The sequence below is a fragment of the Halomonas halocynthiae DSM 14573 genome, assembly GCF_000425725.1.
Classification (GTDB): domain Bacteria; phylum Pseudomonadota; class Gammaproteobacteria; order Pseudomonadales; family Halomonadaceae; genus Halomonas; species Halomonas halocynthiae.
Genome location: NZ_KE384440.1, coordinates 289,646 through 311,004 on the forward strand (window position 1 = coordinate 289,646; position 21,359 = coordinate 311,004).

Consider the following 21,359-nt stretch of genomic DNA (forward strand, 5'->3'; position numbering starts at 1 on the left):
TCTCCCTGCCTTTCAATATATCCGCGAGGCAATAAATGATTAAATCAGATAACAACCAGTACAGTTTAAAAGTTACGTTTAGTGACAACGGAATCGAGCGCGTTAAATACGCGGACGATGCGAAATACTGGAGCGAGATGGTAGGGCGTCACGGGCATTTATCGAATCTCGCTATTGAGCCGCTAGAATTAACTGCCGTTCAACAGGGCCGGCTCGACAATCTGCCGTCAGGCGTGCAAAGCGCATCACTCTATGTCGAGTACGGCACTGACGAGCCGGATAGCCCACACTACGACGCGACAGCGTATCAGCGGGCACAAGAGGCCAGCGTTCGCCCCGCCATCGAATACCAGCGCAAGCTGCAAGAATCCAAGGGCGTCACAATCAACGGCGTGCGATACAGCGGAGATGCGAGCAATCGGCAAGCCCTCAGCGAGGCGCTGCAAGCGGCAGACGCGATGGGCATAACACATTTTGACTCATGGCTAGATAGCGACAAAAACACGCATAACAATCTACCCGTTGCTGATGTTTACGCTGCACTACTCGCGATCGGAAGGCGACGTAGCGCACTCATCGCTATCGAGTCGCAGCACGTCGCCGCCACCGCGAACGGTGATGCAGCCGCTGTGGATTGGTCGCTAGCCGACGAGGGGATCTATACCGAACTCGCCGAGCAGGGATCCGGCATTGTGGAATCGGGGTCAGGCTCAGGCGTGATCGAGTTTGAGAACGGCTCAGGCGTCATTGGCAACTAACTCAAAATCCGCCGCCACGGGCGGTCGAGCTGAACAGCAACAGCCCGCCCACAGGGCGTGGAGAGCGTCAGCGTTAAAGCGGCGGTTTTTCTTGATGTTTCTGGTCGGAGCGACAGGATTCGAACCTGCGACATTTGCAACCCCATTTTTCCGCTTCAGCCTTCCACTAACGCTTTAAAATGTTCAGTTCTTTCTTCTGTCATGCCAGCGTCCAGGGCATCAAGATAATCGGCGTACCACTGCATCATTGCACGCCGTTTCTCAATATACTGCGCCTGGTTATAAACCCCCGCGACGCCTCCTTCCTTGTGCGCAAGCTGCGCCTCTACCAGATCTTTTTTCCAGCCGTGTTCACGCAGCAAGGTAGATGCTGTATGGCGAGCACCGTGACCAACAAGCTTCCCTTTGTAGCCTACGCCCGCAATCGCCTGATTGATTGTATTCTCGCTGAGCGCCGGGTTCTTTGGGCCTTGGCCAGGAAAAATCAGCCGCTGCCTACCTGTTTGAAGTCGCACCTCTTTGAGGGAGGCGAGCGTTTGAGCTGCAAGTGGAACGACATGCTCTCGCCGCATCTTCATTTTCTCTGCTGAGATAACCCATAGTCCATCATCGAAAGAGATCTCCGACCATTCTGCAAAGCGCACCATGCCTGGGCGTGACGCGGTACGCAGCACCATCCATACTGCGGCCTGGGTGATGGGGCGACTGCGCGAAGATTTCATGGCTGTGATAAAAGCGGGAAGCTCGGTTTCAAATAAGTGTGGGTAATGAACTGTGTCGGGCGCTTTGGCCGCAATATGCTTTAGCTCGCTTGCCGGGTTCAGCTCACAGAGTCCCTCGGCAATTGCCTCACTGAAGATCTGGTTTACCCAGCCACGCACCTTCTCTGCGATGTTATGAGCTTCACGGGATTCAATGCCGCGCTGAATTGCAGTGCAGTCCGCTCGAGTAATATCTGACAAGGGTTTGTCGCCAATTCGAGGCAGTATGTCGCCATCCAAGTAACGCCGCATTTGACTGGTAGTGCCCGGAGAGCGACCAACATCAAGCTTACGCTGGTACCAGTGCTCGGCAGATGCGCGAAACGTTGGCAGCTCACCGTGGTCATCCAGGTTGGCAATATCAATACCATCAGATAGCTGGCGCCGCAGATCTTCCGCTGCCCGGCGTGCGGCTTTTCCGGAGACTGCCGGGAAGCCACCAAGGCCTTTCCATGACCACTTACCATTTGGCCGCTTATAGCGCAGCTCCCACGACTTGGAGCCATTAGGTTTCACGCGCAAGTAAAGGCCCAGACCGTCTAATTCACGGTAGGCTTTTGCTTCGGGTTCGAGTGAGGCTAAAACAGTATCGGCTAACGGCCGTCGTTTTATCTGAGTGCGTTTCATTTGATGCCTTGCGTGTATGCCTGAACTTAAGCATACAAGAGGGCATACATAAAAACGACTACTGAGGGAGGTATGTCAGGGCATGTCAGACCAAAGAGTAGGCATTGAAAGCCTTGATCTGCATAGCTTTAGACAATGTAGAGCAATCTAAAGCATTCAAAATGGTGCGGATGGGGAGACTCGAACTCCCACGCGCTAGGCACCAGAACCTAAATCTGGCGTGTCTACCAATTCCACCACATCCGCGAGCGTTTGCATTATACATGCCGTGTTCGTTAGGTCAATTGTGAAATGCGCTTTAGGCGAGAGAATTTGTTGTGGCAAGCGACTCAGTTGAGGGCTAGCTTTGAATAAGAACGCTAAAAAGTCGTGGGCTTTGGTAGCTCTCAGAGGATTGGGCGATGTTACGGCAACGGCATTTAGTACGTCCGTTTTCTTCTGCGGTGGAACATCCCGAGCCCGTCGAAACCATCGTAGGGCAGGCTAGCACAAAGGACCAATGGTGGTCGTATTGCCTACCAGGGCCCTGTTGCTTTTGTCTGGCTCCCTGCGAGTCGTTACGTTCATGGTGTCAACGCTGCTTCGATGGGCTTCCGTGGAATGTCCCGTCATGCGAAAGCTGCGCCGAGCCACTAGCTCGCGGTTATTCTCATGGTAATGGCACGGCCTGTTGTCGGCGCTGTTTTGAAGGGGCTGCGCCGTTTCAGGTGGCTCGAGTGCCATTTCGCTACGAAACTGAGATAGCAATTTTGGTTCAGCATTTTAAGTTTGATGCCTCGCCTAGGGCGGGCACTCTGTTGGTTGAGCTGATGCTAGCGGGGTTGCGTTGTGAGGCAAGCGAGTTGCCTGAGGCGTTAATTGCGGTTCCGTTGCACCCATTGCGCGCTAGACAGCGGGGGTTTGATCAGGGGCGTTGGATAGCCCGGCGTTTGGCATCTCGGCTGGGTGTGCCGTTAGTAACGGCGCTTAGAACTCGTAACACACCAACGCAGCGTGAACTCGACCGTCAACGTCGGCATGAGAACTTGGCTGACGCCTTTCGTGTTGATGAGCCACTGCCGCGTAGCGTTGCGCTTGTTGATGATGTGATGACAACCGGTGCGACATTGGCAGCATTGGCTCATGCCTGCCGTGAGGCGGGCGCGAGGCATATTGAAGCGTGGGCATTAGCCAGAACACCATTTCTTGATGTGAGTCCAGGTCTTCAGCACCTTTCCTCTCGTTGATATAACCAAGCACGCGTTGTTGGTCTGGTATCATGCAGTGAGGTTCTTTACTCAGAATCAACAATGTCTGGCGGTCCGCGCCGAGGAGTCATCATGAACGTACTCTCTCACCCCTTTGATAGGCTGGACCCTGCACGGGTTGTGGCGTCTGTCGAGTCATTGGGCTTTTATTTACTTGGTGAACCTTTTGCGCTGAATAGCTATGAAAATCGCGTTTATCTGGTGAGTGATGACGAGCAGCGCCGCTGGGTTGCCAAGTTCTATCGCCCCGCACGCTGGACGAATGGCGCGATTCAGGAGGAGCATGACTTTCTGCAAGAACTGAAGGCGGCTGGCGTGGCGGTGGCTGCGCCATGGCGTAATGAGCAGGGCCAAAGCCTGCATCAGCATGAAAGTTACCGTTTTGCGCTGTTTCCTAACCTGCCTGGCCAAGCACCAGAGCTTGAAAATCCGGCACATTTATTTGCATTAGGTGATGTTATTGGTGCAGCACACTGTGTCGGTAAGCAAGGGGTTTTTGCTCATCGCCAGCGTCTGGCGCTGGGTGATATGGCGTGTGACGCCAGTGAAGCGGTATTGAGTAGCGGCTGGCTGAGTGTGCGTCAGGAGGCCGCTTATCGACGCGTTACTGACAAGCTGTGCGCGCAGCTGTCACGCGTTGATATGGAGGGGGTGCAGATCATTCGCGTTCATGGCGATTGCCATGTTGGAAATATGTTAGGCCGAGATGATCATTTTGCCTTGGTAGATTTTGATGACTGCCTGATGGCGCCAGCAGTGCAGGATCTGTGGATGTTATTGACTGCACAGCATGAGGCAGACTGGCAGTTGCAGTTCTCGGAGGTGATAGAGGGGTATGAGCAGCATATTGATTTTGATCGCCGTGAATTACAGCTGATCGAGCCGTTACGCACGTTGCGATTAATTCGTTACAGCGCTTGGTTGTTGGCAAGGCGTGACGATCCTGCGTTCCCTCTGGCTTTTCCATGGCTGAATGATGAAAGCTACTGGAGTGCGCATATTCGTGAGCTGGAACAGCAACGGCAAGCCATGGAGCAAAAAACCCGCTGGCTCGCCTGAGGTGAGGGACTTGTCGTTAGGTCGTTCGTTATATTTTGCGAGCGGAATACGGTTATTGGCTTTCGCTGCTTTCCGCTTGCTTTCCGTGCTGACGGCGCATGGCGTTGATCTCTGCACTTGGGTTGCGCTGCTGCTCAATACTAATGGCATCGTTGAACGTCAGAATAAAACTATCAGTAGGCGTCAGTGTGCAGCCGCTATCTTGGCATACCGGAAGGCCAAAGGTGTTATCGGCATCATAGGCCGCGGCACTCAGCTTACCGCTGAAAATGGCGCTGTCAGCCCCCGTCGCTTCAATGCAGGTCATCTGCTTGGCAGTAATGATGACTCGGTCATCGTCACGCTGGGCATCGCCGGTCAGCACACAATAGTTGGGCAGGTTGTGGCTGCCGATACCTTGGTTGACGGGGTGCATAATGATATTGCTGGCATGAGATGTCTCAGCGCTGAGGGCTAGCGGTGAAATCAATGCCATCTCTACGCTGGCCCCCAGGGGGAGCGACAGAACGTTGGGGTTGGCTTGAGCGTTGCCCAGCGAAGGAAGTGTCAGCAGTACGGCCAACAGAGTGAGGCGTGATGGGTTAGTCATGTAAATTCTCGGTGACGTAGCACATTGTCAATATCGTCGTACCTTAGCATAGGGTTGAGACGCTCGCAGCTGTCCTGAGCCTCTCGCGACAATCTGTCGCCTGTAAGTGTGAACGATCACTGCATCTACCTGCGGCTTCGGCTAGAATCGTTGCCTTGCCCAAGCGAACCGACCGGACTCGAGGCCCGACCATGAGCGAACAACTTGCCGATCATTACCGTCAGATTATTACAGGGTTGGGTGAAAACCCTGAGCGTGAAGGCCTGCGCGATACACCGGAGCGTGCCGCCAAGGCAATGCAGTTTCTTAACCGTGGCTATAGCCAGACGCTGGAAGAAATTGTGAATGGGGCGGTATTTGAGTCTGACACCGATGAAATGGTGCTGGTCAAGGATATCGAGCTGTACTCCATGTGTGAGCACCACTTGCTGCCCTTTATCGGCAAGTGCCATATTGCTTATTTGCCGCGTGGTAACGTACTGGGGCTGTCTAAGTTCGCACGCATCGTTGATATGTATGCGCGGCGCATGCAAATTCAGGAGCGGCTGACCCGAGAAATTGCTGAAGCAGTATTAGATATTACTGACGCCCGAGGTGTTGGTGTTGTGATTGAGGCCCGACATCTTTGCATGATGATGCGAGGTGTTGAAAAGCAGAACTCCAGCATGAGTACTTCGGTCATGTTGGGAACTTTTCGCGAGAAAATGAGCACACGCCAAGAGTTTCTGACGCTGATTCGCTGAAGCTGGCCGCTTAATCGGCACTTGAAGCGGGAGGCCCTATGCTGTTTGTATAGGGCATTTATACTGAGCCATTCTTTTCAGGAGTGCATCATGGAAACGCTGAAGGAAACCCAGCTCTATTGCCCGTTTGCCTACATAGATGGCAGCTGGGTTGCCGCCGATAGCGGTGAGCAGATTGACGTTGTTAACCCTGCTAATGGCGAGATTATAGGCAACGTACCTCGGCTGGGGCGTGCAGAAACAGAGCGTGCGATTGCTGCTGCCGATGCGGCGTTGCCGGCATGGAAGGCAATGACAGCCATTGAGCGTGCCGATATCCTGATGCGCTGGCATGACTTGATGGTCAAGCACCAAGATGACCTTGCGCTGATCATGACGCATGAGCAGGGTAAGCCGCTTAGCGAGGCGGCAGGCGAGATTGCTTATGCGGCGAGCTTCTTGCGCTGGTTTGCAGAAGAAGCGCGGCGTGTTAATGGCCAGACAATTCCTGCTAACAGCGTTAATCAGCGCATCGTGGTCACTAAGCAGCCGGTCGGTGTTGTAGGCGCTATTACGCCATGGAACTTTCCCTCTGCCATGATCACCCGTAAAGCCGGTGCTGCGCTTGCCGCTGGTTGTACCATTGTGATCAAGCCTGCTAGCCAGACACCATTTTCTGCCACAGCACTGGCGTTACTTGCCGAGTGGGCGGGTGTGCCGCGCGGGGTGCTCAATGTGGTGCCTGGGCGCGCCTCAGAGATTGCCGCGGCGATGACTGAGTCTCCTGTCGTGCGCAAGATTACGTTTACTGGCTCTACTGAGATTGGTCGTCAGTTGATGTCGCAGGCGTCACAGCACATTCAGAAAATTTCCCTGGAGCTGGGCGGCAACGCACCCTTTATTGTGTTTGATGATGCCGACCTCGACGCGGCTGTGAGCGGGGCGATTGCAGCTAAATTCCGCAATGCTGGCCAAACCTGCGTATGTACTAACCGCTTTTTGGTTCAGTCCAGCGTGGTTAATGCGTTCTGTGAAAAGTTGGCGGTTGCTATGCATAGCGAACTTAAAGTGGGCGATGGCACGGCTGAGGGAGTCAATATTGGGCCGCTGATTGATGAGAACGCGGTCGCCAAAGTCTCGGAACATGTGCAAGATGCGGTAGAGCATGGCGGCGAGCTGCTGCTGGGTGGGCACCCACATCCACTTGGCGGCAATTTCTTCACGCCAACACTGATCAATCAAGCCTCTGCTGATATGAAGCTGGCCCAGGAAGAAACATTTGGCCCACTGGCAGCGGTTTTTCCGTTTGATGATGAAGAAGACGCCGTCGCACTGGCCAACGACACGCAGTATGGCCTGGCATCGTATTTCTATACCAAAGACCTAGGCCGCGTATGGCGTATTGCTGATGCGCTGGAATATGGCATGGTGGGCATCAATACTGGATTGATCTCTAATGCGGCAGCTCCTTTTGGCGGCGTTAAAGCATCGGGTCTTGGGCGTGAAGGTGGCCATCAGGGCATTGAGGAATACCTCGAAACCAAGTATTTGTGTATGGACCTGGGTTAACACCTCTGGCTCTGTGTTTGTGTGAAGGGGGGAGCCACTAAAGAGAAAAACCGCCGGATTTTTTCGGCGGTTTTTTAGTATTACGACGGTATTTTGTTGAGCGCTTCTCGCTCAAGCTGAGCGATTAGTGTTTGAAGTGGCGCATGCCGGTAAAGACCATGGCAATGCCGGCTTCATTGGCGGCGTCGATGACTTCTTGGTCGCGCATTGAGCCACCGGGCTGAATGACGGCAGTGATGCCTGCTTCGGCTGCTGCATCAATGCCATCACGGAATGGAAAGAAAGCATCTGAAGCCATTACCGATCCAGGTACCGACAAACCTTCGTCAGCCGCTTTGATGCCAGCGATTCTGGCTGAATAGACACGGCTCATTTGGCCTGCACCTACGCCAATGGTTTGGCCATTTTTGGTGTAGACGATAGCGTTGGACTTGACGAACTTTGCCACGCGCCAGGCGAACGTCAGGTCATGCATTTCTTGTTCAGACGGTGCGCGGTCGGTGACTACGCGCAGCTCGTCGCGACCGACCATACCTTGATCGCGGTCCTGTACCAGTAAGCCGCCTGTGACGCGTTTGATGTCGTGGCTGCTGTCGCTTTCGCCAGACCAATGCTCACTGATATCGAGCAAGCGTACATTGGGTTTTTCGGCAACAATCGTTAGTGCTTCTGGGGCAATGCCTGGGGCGATGATGACCTCGACAAATTGACGCTCGATGATGGCACGCGCCGTTTCAGCATCCAATGCAACATTGAAGGCTATGATGCCGCCAAAGGCGCTAGTTGGGTCAGTAGCAAAGGCTTTGTCATAGGCTTCCAGAGCACTGGTGCCAATGGCGACGCCGCAAGGGTTAGCGTGTTTGACGATGACGCAAGCGGTATCAGCAAAGCTTTTGACACACTCAAGCGCTGCATCGGTGTCTGCCACGTTGTTGAACGACAGCGGCTTGCCCTGCAGGGTGCGTGCTGTTGAAACGCTGGGCTCTTGGCTTGATGGGTCAACATAGAAGGCGGCTGCCTGGTGCGGATTTTCGCCGTAACGCATATCCTGCTTTTTTTCGAACTGCAGATTGAACGTGCGTGAGAAGCCAGACTCGTCGCCGGGCAAGCGATTGCCCAGGTAGTTGGCAATGGCACCATCATAGCCAGCGGTGTGCTCAAAAGCCTTAACTGCTAAATCAAAGCGCGTGGCTTGGCTAATACCGCCGGCGCTGATTTCTTCCAGTACGCGCTCATAGTCTGAGGCATTGACGACAATCGTGGTGTAAGCGTGGTTCTTGGCGCAGGCACGCACCATGGTCGGGCCGCCGATGTCGATGTTCTCGATGGCATCTTCCAAGCTGCAGTCAGGGCGAGCCACGGTAGCTGCGAAAGGGTAAAGGTTAACAACAACTATATCGATGGGGGCAATATTGTGTGCCGCCATGACGTCGTCATCCTGACCACGACGGCCAAGAATGCCGCCATGAATCTTGGGGTGCAGAGTTTTAACTCGACCATCCATGATTTCAGGAAAACCGGTGTGTTCAGACACCTCGGTTACGGCAATGTTGTTGTCCTGTAACAGACGAAAGGTGCCACCAGTAGAAAGCAGCTCGACGCCTTGCTCGTGGAGTTTACGGGCGAAGTCGACGATGCCGGTTTTGTCGGACACACTAATCAGGGCGCGGTGTGGGGCGATGGTGTTAGCCATGAAACTCACTCTGTTGGGGGCTGGGCTGTTGGGATATTACAACCCGGTGAAGAATGTGGTCAGGGCGATGACTGCCCTGTGTCAGTGGAAGCAGTTAAGACATAGCAGTTAAGACATACTGGCTGGTAGCTCGTCAGATCAAGGCGTAATGCTTGAGTTTCTTACGCAGGGTGCCGCGATTTAAACCCAAAATCTCAGCAGTACGAGTCTGGTTGCCCTGGGTGTACTCAAGCACGCTAGCCAGCAGCGGAGCCTCGACCTCCGCCATGACCATGGCATGCAGGTCGCTGACGTCGCCACCATCCAGGTGAGCAAAATAGCGCTTCATGGAGGCTTCTACGCTTTCGCGCAGCGGGATGGCTTGTGAAGCGGTCATTTTGCTATCGCCGCCGGTAGAGGAGGCAGTCTTGCGACTGTCATGCTCGTCTGAGCCTGATACTCGTTGGGAAGCATTTAGCACTTGTCGATTGGTCATGCGGCACGGTTTCCATCGTCAGCCACGGCCTTGAAAACGCCCTGTAGGGTGGTGTCAGAGCCGTGGAGAAAAAGTGCATCGATAAACTGGTGATGACTGGTGGGTGTTTCTAGGCCATTGAAAATCGCGCGCAGTTGACGACGCTCATGGTCATCAAATCGGCTGTCGCAGGCCAGGTACCAACCAAGGTGTTTACGTGCGATACGAACGCCCATGTGTTCACCATAAAAGGTGTGCAGGGCGGATAGGTGATCTTTGAGCACGTGGTGGCGCTCATCATTTTCAGGCGCAGGCAGTTCATGGCCATGCATCAGATAATGATTAATTTCACGGAAAACCCACGGGTTTCCTTGGGCGCCTCGGCCAATCATTACGGCATCGGCCCCAGTGTGGCCGAGGACGTGTTTGGCTTTTCGGGCACAGGTTATATCGCCGTTAGCAAATACGGGGATTGAGACGCTTTGCTTGACCTCGGCGATGGTGTCGTATTCGGCTTCGCCGTTAAAGCGTTGTTGGCGGTGGCGACCATGAACGGCTAACGCCTGAATGCCAGAGTTTTCTGCCAACTGAGCAATACGCACAGCGTTGTTGCTTGTAGCACACCAGCCGGTACGAATTTTCAGGGTAACGGGTATGTCTACAGCGGCAACCACGGCTTCCAGGATGTTGGCAACGAGTGCTTCATCGCGTAGCAGGGCGGAGCCTGCGGCCTTGTTGCAAACCTTCTTTGCGGGGCAGCCCATATTGATGTCGATGATTTCGGCACCCATCTCAGCGTTTAGCTGCGCTGCTCGGGCAAGCATTTCGGCATCCCCGCCAGCCACCTGGACAGCTCGAGGCCCAGGTTCGCCCTGGTGGTCCATGCGTAGGCGTGACTTGCGTGTGTGCCATAGCGCGGGGTCTGCCGTTAGCATTTCGCCCACGACCAGGCCCGCCCCAAGGCGGCGACACAGGGCGCGAAAGGGGCGGTCAGTAATTCCTGCCATCGGTGCTAGCACTGCTCGGTTGGGCAATGTATAGGGGCCGATGTTAGGTAGTGGACGAGATAGGCTCATCGGGAATATCAGAAGCTCAAAGGGGCAACTATCATACGCTGCAAGACAGCCTGGGTGAAGGTAACGATTGTCGCATTAGCTTATGCTGGGCGGTGGCCTGTTAGTCTGACCCAGCCCTCATGCACTTCAGGCTCATCCATTATTAACCCGTGCTCTTGGTAAGTGCTGAACACGTCGTCTGCCTGATTTTCAAGAATTCCAGATAGTGCAATGCGGCCGCCTGGGGCTACGCGAGATGCGATTTCGCTGGCCAGTTCGATCAGCGGTCCGGCCAGAATGTTGGCGATAACCAGTGGAAAGTCTTGCTTGGCCGCCAGTTGTTCGGGGTAACACAGTTGCAGACGGTGTTCGGTAATGTCATTGCGTTCGGCGTTATCGCGGCTGGCGCTGAGGGCTTGGGGGTCAATGTCCGTACCAATAGCTCGGTTTGCCCCTAGCTTGAGCGCGGCAATGGCTAAAATGCCAGAACCACAACCAATATCAAGCACATCCACACCGTCGAGGTTGCCAGCAACGGCAAGTGTATCTAACCAGCTGAGGCAAAGTGCTGTGGTGGCGTGAGTGCCGGTGCCGAAGGCAAGCCCTGGATCAAGCCGCAGGTTGACCGCCTCGGGGTTAGGTGGCTCATGCCATGTAGGGACAATCCATAGGCGCTCGCCCATCTGAAGTGGAGTGAAGTCCTGCATCCACTCGCGCTCCCAGTCACGGTCATCGAGTAATTCATGCTCAATGACTGGGCAGCTATCTTCAGGGGCAGACTCAGCCCAGGCTGCTGCCAGGCGTTCGAGCATATCTGGTAGGCCTTCCAGATCATCGTATAGCCCCGTTAGCACCGTTTCTTCCCATAGCGGGGTGGTGCCGCGCTCAGGTTCGAAGACGGGATCGTCGTGGGCATCCTGAAAGGTGATCGCCGTAGCGCCCTCAGCTAGCAAAAGTTCTTCAAGTAGTTCGGTCTGTTCCGGTGCAATACGGGCCTTGAGTTGTAGCCAGGGCATGTTTGTCTCCGGGGGCTAAAGAGTACAAAATAATGCAGTTGAGGGCGGCTATTGCCGCCCTCAACTGCATTGCTGAAGGTGTTGCGGGAATCAGAGTCCGAGCTTTTTCTCAAGATAGTGAATGTTGACACCACCTTTTTGGAAATGGCTGTCACGAACGAGGTCTTTATGCAGACTCACGTTGGTATTAATACCTTCCACGAGTAGCTCATCCAATGCATTGCGCATGCGAGTGAGAGCGGTTTCACGATCGACGCCCCAGGTAATCAGTTTGCCGATCAGTGAGTCGTAGTTGGGTGGCACGGTATAGCCGGTATAAATATGTGAATCCATGCGCACACCCAGCCCACCTGGAGGGTGGTAGAGAGTGACGTTGCCAGGTGATGGCATAAAGGTTTGAGCGTCTTCGGCGTTAATGCGGCACTCGAAGGAGTGGCCACTGACCTTGATTTGGTCTTGCCGAACAGAGAGAGGACGACCTGACGCAATAAGCAACTGCTCACGCACAATGTCGACGCCGGTAACCATTTCAGTAACGGGGTGCTCAACCTGGACGCGAGTGTTCATTTCAATGAAGAAGAATTGACCATTCTCGTAGAGAAACTCAAACGTACCTGCGCCGCGATAACCGATGGTGATGCAGGCTTGGCGACAGGCTTCATGCACTGCTGCACGAGCGTCTGGGTCGAGCCCTGGCGCGGGTGCCTCTTCTAGGACTTTCTGGTGGCGGCGCTGCAGTGAGCAGTCGCGGTCGTACAGGTGGACCGCATTGCCCTGGCCATCGGCCAATACCTGAATTTCAACATGGCGTGGGTTTTCAAGAAACTTCTCCATGTACACGGTTCCGTCACCAAATGCAGCACTTGCTTCAGAGCGAGTGAGGGTGATGGACGACAGCAGGTGAGCTTCGGTGTGTACAACGCGCATTCCGCGGCCGCCACCGCCTGCGGATGCTTTGATGATCACTGGGTAGCCAATGCGTTGGGCTGTCGCTAGTGTTTCTGCATCGTCATCACCCAGTGGTCCGTCAGAACCTGGAACGGTAGGTACGCCAGCTTTCTTCATGGCGTCAATGGCGCTGACTTTATCGCCCATTAACCGAATGGTTTCCGCGGTTGGTCCAATGAAGGTAAAGCCTGAGCGCTCTACCTGCTCGGCAAAGTCGGCGTTTTCCGCCAAAAAACCATAGCCTGGGTGAATGGCAACGGAGTCGGTGACTTCGGCGGCGCTAATCAGCGCAGGAATATTCAAGTATGACTGAGTGGATGAAGCCGGCCCGATACATACGGCTTCGTCAGCCAAGCGTACATGCATCAGCTCGCGGTCAACTGAGGAATGAACAGCAACGGTGCGGATGCCCAGTTCTTTGCAGGCGCGCAGGATGCGCAGGGCAATTTCGCCACGATTGGCAATGAGTACCTTGTCCAGCATGGTGGAGTCCGCCAGATGAGTGAGTGGATTAGGCAATGACGATCATTGGCTGATCGAATTCGACGGGCTCGCCATCATCAACGAGGATGGCTTCAATGACGCCGTCACGGTCTGCCTCGATCTGGTTCATCATTTTCATGGCTTCGATGATGCAGACGGGATCACCTTTTTTGACCGTTTGCCCAACGTCAACAAACACTTTAGCACCCGGTGCTGGTGAGCGGTAAAAGGTGCCAACCATGGGTGATGGAAGCGCATGGCCTTGGAAGCTGGGTTGCTTTTCGTCAGCGGGCTGCTGAGTGGAAACCGGTGCTTGAGCGGGTGGCGCTTCAGCAACCGAGGCTGCTTGCCAGTTCATGGCTGGAGCCATCTGGGGGTAGGCCGCGCCATTGGGGTGACGGCTGATACGAACGGATTCCTCTCCCTCCTGAATCTCGATTTCGCTGATGTTCGATTCTTCCAGAAGCTCGATCAGTTTCTTGACCTTGCGAATATCCATAACGTTATCTCGATCAGTTGGGTGCAGGGGTAGCGTAGCGCTGTCAACCTGAGCAATTTTTTAATAGATCGCAGCAAATTCCAGCGTCTAGGTGCTTTAAAATAGTCGTGCAGTGAATTTTGCCGAAAACTGCTGCGCTTGTCCAGAATCCATCGAACAGCGTTCGCGCCTGACTTTACTGTGTCTCACTTGCTAAAACCGCACCCACGAGCATGTTGCTTGAGGCTGCAAAACGCCTGTGTAGATGACAGGATTGGGCGCTCACGCTAGGGTTGCATTATAGTGGCTCTCAGCATAAGCCGATTGATACAGCGTAGCTCAGTTAAGCTGCGGTTTCCCGATATCCATCACCAAATCAGGAAGGTACACCATGGCGTTGAACAAAAAGCGTAGCGAACGGCGTCGCGAGAAAATTGAAGTGCTCGAGCGTCCTCGGTACGACTGGCTCTGGAAGCCGCTCTTAGTGCTGGTGGCTGTGTATTTGTTGGTCGTCATTGGCCTTGGTATTTGGTGGAGCCGTACGCCTGAACCGCTGGTTATAGAAGAGTCTGTGGTTGTACATCGTGGCACAGGGGTGGCTGCAAGAGGTGCTGTCACGACAGTCGGCTTGATGGCGGTAGTTGATACGTTGCTTAACAAGCCGGGTGGCTATCTGCGTAACGACATCGCCCCGCCGGGCGTATGGCTTGATAACATGCCAGCTTGGGAGTTGGGCGTGTTACAGCAGGCTCGGCAGTTAGCTCTTGCCATGCCTGGAATGAGTGCTGAACCGCTGCCTGAAATTGAGCAGGCCAGTGACGCGCTGTTGGGCAATAGTCGGGCTTGGTTCTACCCGTCTACGGAACATCGTTTGAATACAGCAGGTGAGGCACTGGGTAGCTATTTACAGCGCCTTGAGGCACCCGGTGCTCAAGGGCTGGCTGCTGGAGGGCAGGGGTTGTCGCCTTGGTTGTATAGTGTGGCAGACAGCTTAGATCGCTTAAGTTACCGGTTGTCTGCCAGCTTGGGTAATCCCGAAGCGCTGGCTGACCTAGATGTTGACGTTGACCGAGTTCCGGGCAAGACCCCATGGTATGACGTGGACAATGTATTCTTCGAGGCACGTGGACAGGCCTGGGCACTATTAAGTCTGCTCAAAGCTGTGCGCCATGATCAAGCCGATGTGCTAGAAGCCCATGGGTTGACCGACCATTGGGATGCGTTGATTGCAGAACTGCAAGCCAGTCAGCGTCGCCTGTGGAGTCCCGTTGTGCTAAATGGTAGCGGGTTTGGAATGTTCGCCAATCATTCGCTGGTCATGGCGAATCATTTGCTGGGGGCGCGTGACAGGGCTCAGGCGCTTGCTGATACGCTCGGGCGTGTGGCCCCAGCTCAGGCCGTCACTGGTGGAGAGCGTGTGACGTTGCCAGAGGCGGCGTTAGACGTGACGACTACGCCAGGTGATGTACAGGTAAAAGCCGAGTCAGACACAAACACAGATACAGGCGCAGATAAGCCAGCCAATGGTGCTGATAAGGCTGATGATGATGTGGTGGAGAAGAGCGTGCCTGAAAGCGAACAGTAAATGAAAAACGCAGGGTAACGACAAACAAACGGGCCGCCCAAAGGGCGGCCCGTTTGTTACTTGTGCTTGCTGTTAATACTGAGGTTGTTGCCACTAGAGGCCGAGTGAATCAGGCTTTTGAATAAGCAGTGATGCACTTTTCGATGGTCTTTTTGGCGACGTCTGCACCTTCCCAAGATTCGACCTTAACCCACTTACCTTTTTCAAGATCCTTATAGTTCTCGAAGAAATGGGCGATCTGCTGGCGCAGCAGTTCGGGAAGGTCGGTAACTTCCTGAATGTCATCATACAAGCTGCTGAGTTTGGGGTGAGGAACGCAGATTAGCTTGGCATCTTCACCCGCTTCATCGGTCATGTTGAGCATGCCGACAGGGCGGGCGCGAACGATGCTACCTGGCTCAACAGGATAGGGAGTGACGACAAGAGCGTCTAACGCGTCGCCATCATCGGCCAGAGTGTGGGGGATGAAGCCGTAGTTCGCAGGGTAGAACATTGGCGTGGCCATGAAGCGGTCGACCATCAGAGCGTCCATGTCCTTGTCAACTTCATACTTAACAGGGCTATGGTTTGCTGGGATCTCGATGATGACGTAAATATCGCTAGGGATATCTTTACCAGCGGGAATGTTGTCGAAGTTCATGTTGAATCCTTGATGTGGATTGAGCGCTATCTGGCATGTGGGAAAGTTTGCTGAATTATACGGATACAGCGTATTGAATACCAATTAGACCATCGCAAAGGCCCTCTCAAAGGCCCTCGTAAGTGACCAGCCGGTTGAGTCACTGCAAGTGATTGTCAAGGGGCGACCTTTTGGGGACGGCCAGCGGTGGGCCGGCAAGGTATCATCGCGTTAATTGTAGGGCATTGCTTGTTATAGCCCGAGCTTCACGAATGGAGGTGATGCGTGCCAGCTCTATCTACATTGCTGAGTTATGGCCAGGCGTTTGTCGCCCCAGACCGCCGCTACCATCGCAGCTGTATGTCTGTGATGGTGCCCAGTGCCGAGCTATTGGCATCGCGCGGAGCCTGCGCCTTGATCAGCGACGCCACGCGGCATAACGCACCCACGCAGTCGGGTGACGTCACTGTGCGTGGTTTTCTGGCGGACTACTTTGCAACACCTCAGCGCTGGGGAATTCAGCAGTCTGCTAGCCGTGTGTTGCAGGCGCTTAATCGCTGGTGTTTTAGCCAACGTCGTCAGGTCAGCGACGGGGGGTATCTCAGTTCGGCGTCGATCATGATATATGCCGGCCGTGAGGCGCACCTCTTCCATGTCGGCGATACGCGGGTGTTTCGGCTGCGAGGCGCTGAGTTTGAGCAGCTCACTAACGATCATTCCATGGATATTGGGGGGTATCGTTACCCAGCCAAAGCCTTGGGCATGTCTAACGAGCTGGAGTTTGATTACACCTGTATTACGCTGAGCCAGGGGGATATTTTTCTTTTTACCACCCAGGCTGTTGAGGGCACGCTGATGCCGTCAGACTACGTCAGCCTAATCCGCCAAGGGGCCAGTGATCTGGACGGAGCCTGTGAGCGTTTGGCGGAGACGGCGCGCCAGCGTGCGCAGGACCGAGGCTACGGCGGTGATCAGTTCTGCTTTCAATTGGTGCGTATCGATGAACTGGCCGAGCTTGAAAGTGAGCAAGGCGCGGCTCCACTTATTGATGACCGCCCCATGCCGCCTGAGCTTAACGTTGGTGATGTAATTGAAGGGCTGGAAGTGCTCGAAGTGCTCTCTCGTACCCACTATTCTCGGGTGTATCGCGTGTGGGATACGCTAGGAGAGTGCGAGCTGGTGATGAAGGCACCAAGCCCTGAGCGTTTGAATACCAGTGCTCAGGTTGAAAGTTTCTTGCGCCAGCAGTTGTTTATCCGAGCAGTTCGCTCGCCGTTTGTCGTGAAATCGGTGAAGCCGCTATCTTCCAGAAAACACTTGTATTACCTGATGGAATACATCAAAGGCATCTCTCTGTCGCAATGGCGAGAGCACCACTCCGGTGCTGATGTTGCTCGTTGCTTGAGCATTGGGCAGAACCTGGGTAAAGGCCTTCAGGCACTGGGTCAGCGTGATTTGGTGCACCAGCAGGTCTGCCCTGAAAACGTTATTGTTACGCCGGATGGGGGCGTGGTGCTGATTGATTTCAGTGCTTGCCACCCGCGCGAGCTGGGGCGAGAACGGCAGGTGTCAGAGTTGCTGCGCCAGGTCGGTATGCATGAGCATAGCGCTCCTGAATATGCCCTGGGTGACGAAGTTGGGCGACGTAGTGATCAGTACTCATTAGCATCAACACTTTACTGGCTGCTGACGGGGTACTTGCCTTATGGGCAATCAATGCGCGAGTTGATCAGCCATACGGATCTTGAGCAGCTAACGTATCGTAGCGCATGCTCGTTCAACTCGGATGTGCCTGAGTGGCTTGATAATGTCTTGCAGCGAGCCTTGGCTCTTGGGCGAGAGCAGCGCTATCGGCGTCTGTCAGACTTTCTTGATGCGTTGCAGAGTGGTGACAAATCGCGGCGCTGGTATGGCGCAGGCTGGCTGTGGCAGGGGGTTTCGATTAGTTTGCTGGCGTTGAGCAGTGCCGTGTGGCTGGTTCGTTAGACACGCTGAGGCGTTTGACCCACCTGCTGACTTTGTGTCAGAAGGTGGGCAATAACGGTTAGCTGGAAATGTTTACAGCGTGAACTCTGGTAACTTGCGCAGCACGCGCTCTAGCTTCAGCTTGGCCACTACGGGCAGGCCATTCTCGAACGGAGGGAAGTCTTCGCCCCGAATGAGGGGCGACAGGTAACGGCGGCAGTCTTCGGTGATGCTAAAGCCGTCTTCACTGATGTAGTCGCGTGGCATGAACTTCTCTTGGTTGGCAATTTCGGCCAGTGGCGCCGATTCGATAGTCCAGGAGTAGGGCGAGTTATTGGTGCGAATGATTGCCGGCATGCGGGCGTTTTGTCCGTCCAGTGCCAGCTCGACCGCTCGCGCGCCAACCGCATAGGCCTGTTCGACGTCGGTGCGCGATGCTAAGTGGCGAGCTGAGCGCTGTAAGTAGTCAGCCACTGCCCAGTGGTACTTGTAGCCCAAGTCTTCTTTGACCATGCCAGCCAGCGTCGGCGCTACACCACCTAGCTGACGATGACCAAAGGCATCAGTGTTGCCTGAGTCAGCAAGGAAGGTGCCGTCTTCGTAACGAGCGCCTTCGGAAACTACAATCACGCAGTAGCCGTATTTTTTGACAGCCTCATCAACTCGAGCCATCACTGCTTGGCGGTTGAAAGCGATTTCGGGAAAAATGATCATGTGCGGTGCTTCGCTTTCATCACTACCTGCTAGCCCGCCTGCTGCAGCAATCCAGCCTGCGTGACGCCCCATCACCTCCAAGACAAATACCTTGGTTGAGGTGGCACTCATGGAAGCCACATCCAGCGACGCTTCAAGGGTAGAGGTGGCGATGTACTTGGCCACGCTGCCAAACCCTGGAGAGTTGTCGGTGATTGGCAGGTCATTGTCGACGGTTTTCGGCACATGAATTGCCGTTAGCGGGTAGCCCATGGTCTCGGACAGTTGGGAGACTTTGAGGCAAGTGTCAGCGCTATCGCCGCCGCCGTTGTAGAAAAAGTAGCGAATATCGTGAGCGCGAAAGACGTCGATCAAGCGTTCATACTGGGGGCGGTGAGTCTCGATATCCTTAAGCTTGTAACGACAAGAGCCAAAGGCGCCGCCAGGCGTGTGGCGAAGCGCAGCAATGGCTTCATCGCTTTCGGCGCTGACGTCGATTAAGTCCTCAGTCAGTGCGCCGATAATGCCGTTGTGGCCGGCATAGACTTTGCCGATACGGTCGGGGTAGCGGCGGCAAGTTTCGATAACTCCGCAGGCACTGGTATTGATGACGGCGGTGACGCCACCGGACTGGGCATAAAAGGCGTTGTGCTGAGCCATTGGCTTTCCTGTAGCTGGTCGCAGGGTAAAACAGCAAGCGTACACTGACGGTGCCGTCTTCCATACATTGGGTTGCTTGAGTCGCAAAATGGGGATTCTAGCGCATCAATATGACTGCTGCATCTCAAGGGTGAGTTAGGCTAAGGCGCGAGAAAGTGCTCAACCGCTAGGTTTCTGGAGTGCTTTGCTAGCGCATAGGCTGGAGAGGGCAACGGCGGCGTGCTAGGCTGCGGCTTTTGGTGTCATCGGGCTGGGCTTAGAGCAATGGGCTTAGAGCAATGGGCTGAGTGCGATGAAGATGGCAGCGGAGCGAAAATGCACCTTCACATACTTGGTATTTGCGGAACCTTCATGGGCAGTCTTGCGCTACTGGCCCGCGAGCTGGGTCATCGTGTCAGCGGCTCGGATGCTAATGTTTATCCGCCGATGAGCACTCAGTTGTCTGAGGCGGGTATTGCTCTGCTGGAAGGTTATCGTGCAGAAAACCTGGTGCCGCGGCCTGATCTCGTGATCGTCGGTAACGCATTGAGTCGGGGTAACCCAGAAGTTGAGGCGCTGCTTGATTCTGGCCTGCCGTATATTTCAGGGCCGCAGTGGTTAGCTGAGCATGTATTGCCTGGGCGGCAGGTGATTGCAGTGGCTGGTACGCATGGTAAAACCACTACGGCCAGCATGACGGCTTGGCTATTGGAAGCCGCTGGCTTGTCTCCGGGGTTTTTGATTGGTGGCGTGCCGCGCAATTTTGGTGTTTCAGCGCGGCTGGGCGGGGCTGATGCGCCCTTTGTCGTGGAAGCCGATGAGTACGATACCGCCTTTTTCGACAAACGCTCCAAGTTTGTTCATTACCGGCCTGAAATCGCTGTGCTGGGGAATCTTGAGTTCGATCATGCAGATATTTTTGATGATTTAGCCGCAATTGAACGGCAATTCCACCATTTGGTGCGTACTGTGCCGAGTAAAGGCAGGTTGCTGGTGGCAGATGGTGAGCCGGCGCTTGAGCGTGTGTTGAATCAGGGGAGTTGGTCGCCGGTGGTACGTTATGGCGACGCTGCAGATAGTGAATGGGGGTTCATTCTCGAGCGCGATAACGGCAGCTGCTTCCGCGTGATGCATCGTCATGCCTCTCAAGCGAATGAACAGCAGGCGATGGTTGACTGGTCGCTGAGCGGGCTGCACAACGTGCGTAATGGCTTGGCGGCTATTGCTGCTGCCCACGCGTGTGGTGTGCCACTGAGTCAGGCGGCTGAAGCGCTGGGGCGCTTTGAAACACCGCGCCGCCGCCAAGAACTGCGCGGCGAGGTAGCGGGGATTCAGGTGATTGATGATTTTGCCCATCACCCCACAGCCATTGCTATGACGCTATCTGGACTGCGAGCAGGGTTAGTGGAGAGCCCTGCGAATGGTCGTCTACTGGCCGTTATTGAACCGCGCTCCAATACCATGCGCATGGGTACATTACGCGAGCGTCTTGCCGATAGTGTTAGCGACGCTGATTTCGCCTGGTGGTATCAACCACCAGGGCTGGACTGGTCGTTAGCCCCAGTAATTGACGTAGCTCGTGTGCCGGGGCGGCTGTTTAATGATATTGACACGTTGGTCGCGGCATTGGCGGAAGAGGCTCGGCCAGGTGACCGTATTGTGGTGATGTCTAACGGTAGCTTTGGTGGTATTCACGAGTTGTTGTTGGCTGCATTGGAGAAGGCTCATGGCTGATGAGCCCGGCACAGCCGTAGCCAGAAACGCAGAGCGTAACTCCCCATTTAAACCTCCAGTCACAGTCGCTATTACTGGTGCCTCGGGTGTTCAGTACGGGCTGCGGTTGATCGAGGCGCTGGTAGAGGCTGAGCACGAAGTTTGGGTGATGATATCTAAAGCAGCCCATTTGGTTATTGAGACGGAAACCGAGGTGACGTTGCCCGCGCGTCCTGAACGCCTTGTTGATGCGTTGACGGCTCGGAGCGGGGCATCGTTGAGGCAAATTCGCTGTTTTGGCCGTGAAGACTGGATGGCTCCCGTCGCGTCGGGTTCTGGCTCTCCTTCGGCGATGGTCATTTGTCCGTGCTCTACAGGCACGCTGTCGGCGGTAGCCTGCGGTGCCAGTAATAACCTGATTGAACGCGCAGCGGATGTCGCGCTCAAGGAGCGTCGCCGCTTGGTATTAGTGCCCAGAGAAGCGCCGTTGTCGACCTTGCATCTGGAAAACATGCTGACATTGAGCCGCATGGGTGCAGTGATTTTGCCTGCGGCTCCGGGCTTCTATCATCGCCCGGAGACAATCGAGCAGCTTATCGACTTTATCGTAGCGCGGATTCTTAACCAGTTGGGTATTGAGCACTGCCTGATGCCGCGCTGGGGCGAGTGATGTCTTACGCAGCCGC

Annotated in this window: 19 protein-coding genes and 1 tRNA gene; 9 read left to right on the top strand and 11 right to left on the bottom strand. The window is 54.8% G+C overall.

Going from position 1 to position 21,359, the window contains the following annotated elements; genetic code table 11:
• The first annotated feature begins 35 nt into the window (after positions 1-35).
• Positions 36-758, top strand: coding sequence for a DUF4376 domain-containing protein (locus H616_RS15270; RefSeq protein WP_051234220.1), 723 nt, complete (start codon positions 36-38; stop codon positions 756-758).
• Positions 759-913: 155 nt separating this feature from the next.
• On the opposite strand, the gene H616_RS0110530 is transcribed toward H616_RS15270, so the two are convergent.
• Together H616_RS0110530 and H616_RS0110535 are read right to left on the bottom strand one after the other, a co-directional pair.
• Positions 914-2,146 carry a tyrosine-type recombinase/integrase gene (locus tag H616_RS0110530; protein WP_027967330.1) on the bottom strand — a complete coding sequence of 411 codons (1,233 nt, stop codon included), beginning with the start codon at positions 2,144-2,146 and terminating at the stop codon, positions 914-916.
• A gap of 162 nt (positions 2,147-2,308) precedes the next feature.
• Positions 2,309-2,392 (bottom strand) — tRNA-Leu (locus tag H616_RS0110535).
• 470 nt (positions 2,393-2,862) lie between these two features.
• Here H616_RS0110535 and H616_RS15715 point away from each other — a divergent pair.
• Entirely contained in the window at positions 2,863-3,372 is a 510-nt protein-coding gene (locus tag H616_RS15715) for a ComF family protein (protein ID WP_240470578.1), read from the top strand.
• Positions 3,373-3,465: 93 nt separating this feature from the next.
• Positions 3,466-4,452 carry a serine/threonine protein kinase gene (locus tag H616_RS0110545; protein WP_027967331.1) on the top strand — a complete coding sequence of 329 codons (987 nt, stop codon included), beginning with the start codon at positions 3,466-3,468 and terminating at the stop codon, positions 4,450-4,452.
• Positions 4,453-4,504: 52 nt separating this feature from the next.
• Here the strand turns inward: H616_RS0110545 and H616_RS14790 are convergent, their stop codons facing one another.
• Positions 4,505-5,041 (bottom strand): hypothetical protein, encoded by a 537-nt coding sequence (locus H616_RS14790; RefSeq protein WP_051234221.1) that lies wholly within the window; start codon positions 5,039-5,041, stop codon positions 4,505-4,507.
• A 191-nt stretch (positions 5,042-5,232) separates the two neighbouring features.
• Here H616_RS14790 and folE point away from each other — a divergent pair, with 191 nt between their 5' ends.
• Together folE and H616_RS0110560 are read left to right on the top strand one after the other, a co-directional pair.
• Positions 5,233-5,784 carry a GTP cyclohydrolase I FolE gene (gene folE, locus H616_RS0110555; RefSeq protein WP_027967332.1) on the top strand — a complete coding sequence of 184 codons (552 nt, stop codon included), beginning with the start codon at positions 5,233-5,235 and terminating at the stop codon, positions 5,782-5,784.
• 90 nt (positions 5,785-5,874) lie between these two features.
• Complete coding sequence (locus tag H616_RS0110560; protein WP_027967333.1) at positions 5,875-7,332, top strand: NAD-dependent succinate-semialdehyde dehydrogenase; 1,458 nt, start codon at positions 5,875-5,877, stop codon at positions 7,330-7,332.
• Positions 7,333-7,456: 124 nt separating this feature from the next.
• On the opposite strand, the gene purH is transcribed toward H616_RS0110560, so the two are convergent.
• The 6 genes from purH to accB form a co-directional block, all read right to left on the bottom strand.
• A complete protein-coding gene (gene purH / locus H616_RS0110565; RefSeq protein ID WP_027967334.1) occupies positions 7,457-9,025 on the bottom strand; it encodes a bifunctional phosphoribosylaminoimidazolecarboxamide formyltransferase/IMP cyclohydrolase in 1,569 nt (522 codons plus the stop codon).
• Positions 9,026-9,158: 133 nt separating this feature from the next.
• Complete coding sequence (gene fis / locus H616_RS0110575; protein WP_084155876.1) at positions 9,159-9,401, bottom strand: DNA-binding transcriptional regulator Fis; 243 nt, start codon at positions 9,399-9,401, stop codon at positions 9,159-9,161.
• Positions 9,402-9,496: 95 nt separating this feature from the next.
• The gene (gene dusB / locus H616_RS14795; protein ID WP_084155846.1) at positions 9,497-10,555 is read right to left on the bottom strand and encodes a tRNA dihydrouridine synthase DusB; all 1,059 of its coding nucleotides are present in this window, start codon (positions 10,553-10,555) and stop codon (positions 9,497-9,499) included.
• 80 nt (positions 10,556-10,635) lie between these two features.
• The gene (gene prmA / locus H616_RS0110585; protein WP_027967336.1) at positions 10,636-11,550 is read right to left on the bottom strand and encodes a 50S ribosomal protein L11 methyltransferase; all 915 of its coding nucleotides are present in this window, start codon (positions 11,548-11,550) and stop codon (positions 10,636-10,638) included.
• Between the two features lie 90 nt (positions 11,551-11,640).
• Complete coding sequence (accC, locus tag H616_RS0110590; protein ID WP_027967337.1) at positions 11,641-12,981, bottom strand: acetyl-CoA carboxylase biotin carboxylase subunit; 1,341 nt, start codon at positions 12,979-12,981, stop codon at positions 11,641-11,643.
• Positions 12,982-13,009: 28 nt separating this feature from the next.
• Positions 13,010-13,480, bottom strand: coding sequence for an acetyl-CoA carboxylase biotin carboxyl carrier protein (gene accB / locus H616_RS0110595; protein ID WP_027967338.1), 471 nt, complete (start codon positions 13,478-13,480; stop codon positions 13,010-13,012).
• Positions 13,481-13,850: 370 nt separating this feature from the next.
• On the opposite strand from accB, the gene H616_RS0110600 reads away from it, so the two are divergent.
• Positions 13,851-15,044 (top strand): DUF2333 family protein, encoded by a 1,194-nt coding sequence (locus H616_RS0110600; protein WP_027967339.1) that lies wholly within the window; start codon positions 13,851-13,853, stop codon positions 15,042-15,044.
• A gap of 109 nt (positions 15,045-15,153) precedes the next feature.
• Here the strand turns inward: H616_RS0110600 and ppa are convergent, their stop codons facing one another.
• Complete coding sequence (gene ppa / locus H616_RS0110605; RefSeq protein ID WP_027967340.1) at positions 15,154-15,684, bottom strand: inorganic diphosphatase; 531 nt, start codon at positions 15,682-15,684, stop codon at positions 15,154-15,156.
• Between the two features lie 264 nt (positions 15,685-15,948).
• Between ppa and H616_RS0110610 the strand changes: the two genes are divergently transcribed.
• Positions 15,949-17,649, top strand: a complete 1,701-nt coding sequence (locus tag H616_RS0110610; protein WP_035573012.1) for a bifunctional protein-serine/threonine kinase/phosphatase — start codon at positions 15,949-15,951, stop codon at positions 17,647-17,649.
• A 72-nt stretch (positions 17,650-17,721) separates the two neighbouring features.
• On the opposite strand, the gene H616_RS0110615 is transcribed toward H616_RS0110610, so the two are convergent.
• On the bottom strand, positions 17,722-18,981 hold the full coding sequence (locus H616_RS0110615) for a 6-phosphofructokinase (RefSeq protein ID WP_027967342.1): 1,260 nt from the start codon (positions 18,979-18,981) through the stop codon (positions 17,722-17,724).
• Between the two features lie 315 nt (positions 18,982-19,296).
• On the opposite strand from H616_RS0110615, the gene mpl reads away from it, so the two are divergent.
• Together mpl and H616_RS0110625 are read left to right on the top strand one after the other, a co-directional pair.
• Entirely contained in the window at positions 19,297-20,694 is a 1,398-nt protein-coding gene (mpl, locus tag H616_RS0110620) for a UDP-N-acetylmuramate:L-alanyl-gamma-D-glutamyl-meso-diaminopimelate ligase (RefSeq protein ID WP_027967343.1), read from the top strand.
• Positions 20,687-21,343 carry a flavin prenyltransferase UbiX gene (locus H616_RS0110625; protein ID WP_051234224.1) on the top strand — a complete coding sequence of 219 codons (657 nt, stop codon included), beginning with the start codon at positions 20,687-20,689 and terminating at the stop codon, positions 21,341-21,343. The genes mpl and H616_RS0110625 overlap by 8 nt, the downstream gene beginning before the upstream one ends.
• Positions 21,344-21,359: the final 16 nt, after the last annotated feature.

Coding starts and splice junctions, on each gene's coding strand:
- prmA (WP_027967336.1), bottom strand. CDS start 11,550: ATGCCCTGGCTACAACTCAAGGCCCGTATTGCACCGGAACAGACCGAA.
- H616_RS15270 (WP_051234220.1), top strand. CDS start 36: ATGATTAAATCAGATAACAACCAGTACAGTTTAAAAGTTACGTTTAGT.
- H616_RS0110600 (WP_027967339.1), top strand. CDS start 13,851: ATGGCGTTGAACAAAAAGCGTAGCGAACGGCGTCGCGAGAAAATTGAA.
- fis (WP_084155876.1), bottom strand. CDS start 9,401: ATGACCGCTTCACAAGCCATCCCGCTGCGCGAAAGCGTAGAAGCCTCC.
- accC (WP_027967337.1), bottom strand. CDS start 12,981: ATGCTGGACAAGGTACTCATTGCCAATCGTGGCGAAATTGCCCTGCGC.
- purH (WP_027967334.1), bottom strand. CDS start 9,025: ATGGCTAACACCATCGCCCCACACCGCGCCCTGATTAGTGTGTCCGAC.
- H616_RS14790 (WP_051234221.1), bottom strand. CDS start 5,041: ATGACTAACCCATCACGCCTCACTCTGTTGGCCGTACTGCTGACACTT.
- accB (WP_027967338.1), bottom strand. CDS start 13,480: ATGGATATTCGCAAGGTCAAGAAACTGATCGAGCTTCTGGAAGAATCG.
- H616_RS0110625 (WP_051234224.1), top strand. CDS start 20,687: ATGGCTGATGAGCCCGGCACAGCCGTAGCCAGAAACGCAGAGCGTAAC.
- dusB (WP_084155846.1), bottom strand. CDS start 10,555: ATGAGCCTATCTCGTCCACTACCTAACATCGGCCCCTATACATTGCCC.
- H616_RS0110530 (WP_027967330.1), bottom strand. CDS start 2,146: ATGAAACGCACTCAGATAAAACGACGGCCGTTAGCCGATACTGTTTTA.
- H616_RS0110545 (WP_027967331.1), top strand. CDS start 3,466: ATGAACGTACTCTCTCACCCCTTTGATAGGCTGGACCCTGCACGGGTT.
- H616_RS0110615 (WP_027967342.1), bottom strand. CDS start 18,981: ATGGCTCAGCACAACGCCTTTTATGCCCAGTCCGGTGGCGTCACCGCC.
- mpl (WP_027967343.1), top strand. CDS start 19,297: ATGCACCTTCACATACTTGGTATTTGCGGAACCTTCATGGGCAGTCTT.
- H616_RS0110560 (WP_027967333.1), top strand. CDS start 5,875: ATGGAAACGCTGAAGGAAACCCAGCTCTATTGCCCGTTTGCCTACATA.
- ppa (WP_027967340.1), bottom strand. CDS start 15,684: ATGAACTTCGACAACATTCCCGCTGGTAAAGATATCCCTAGCGATATT.
- folE (WP_027967332.1), top strand. CDS start 5,233: ATGAGCGAACAACTTGCCGATCATTACCGTCAGATTATTACAGGGTTG.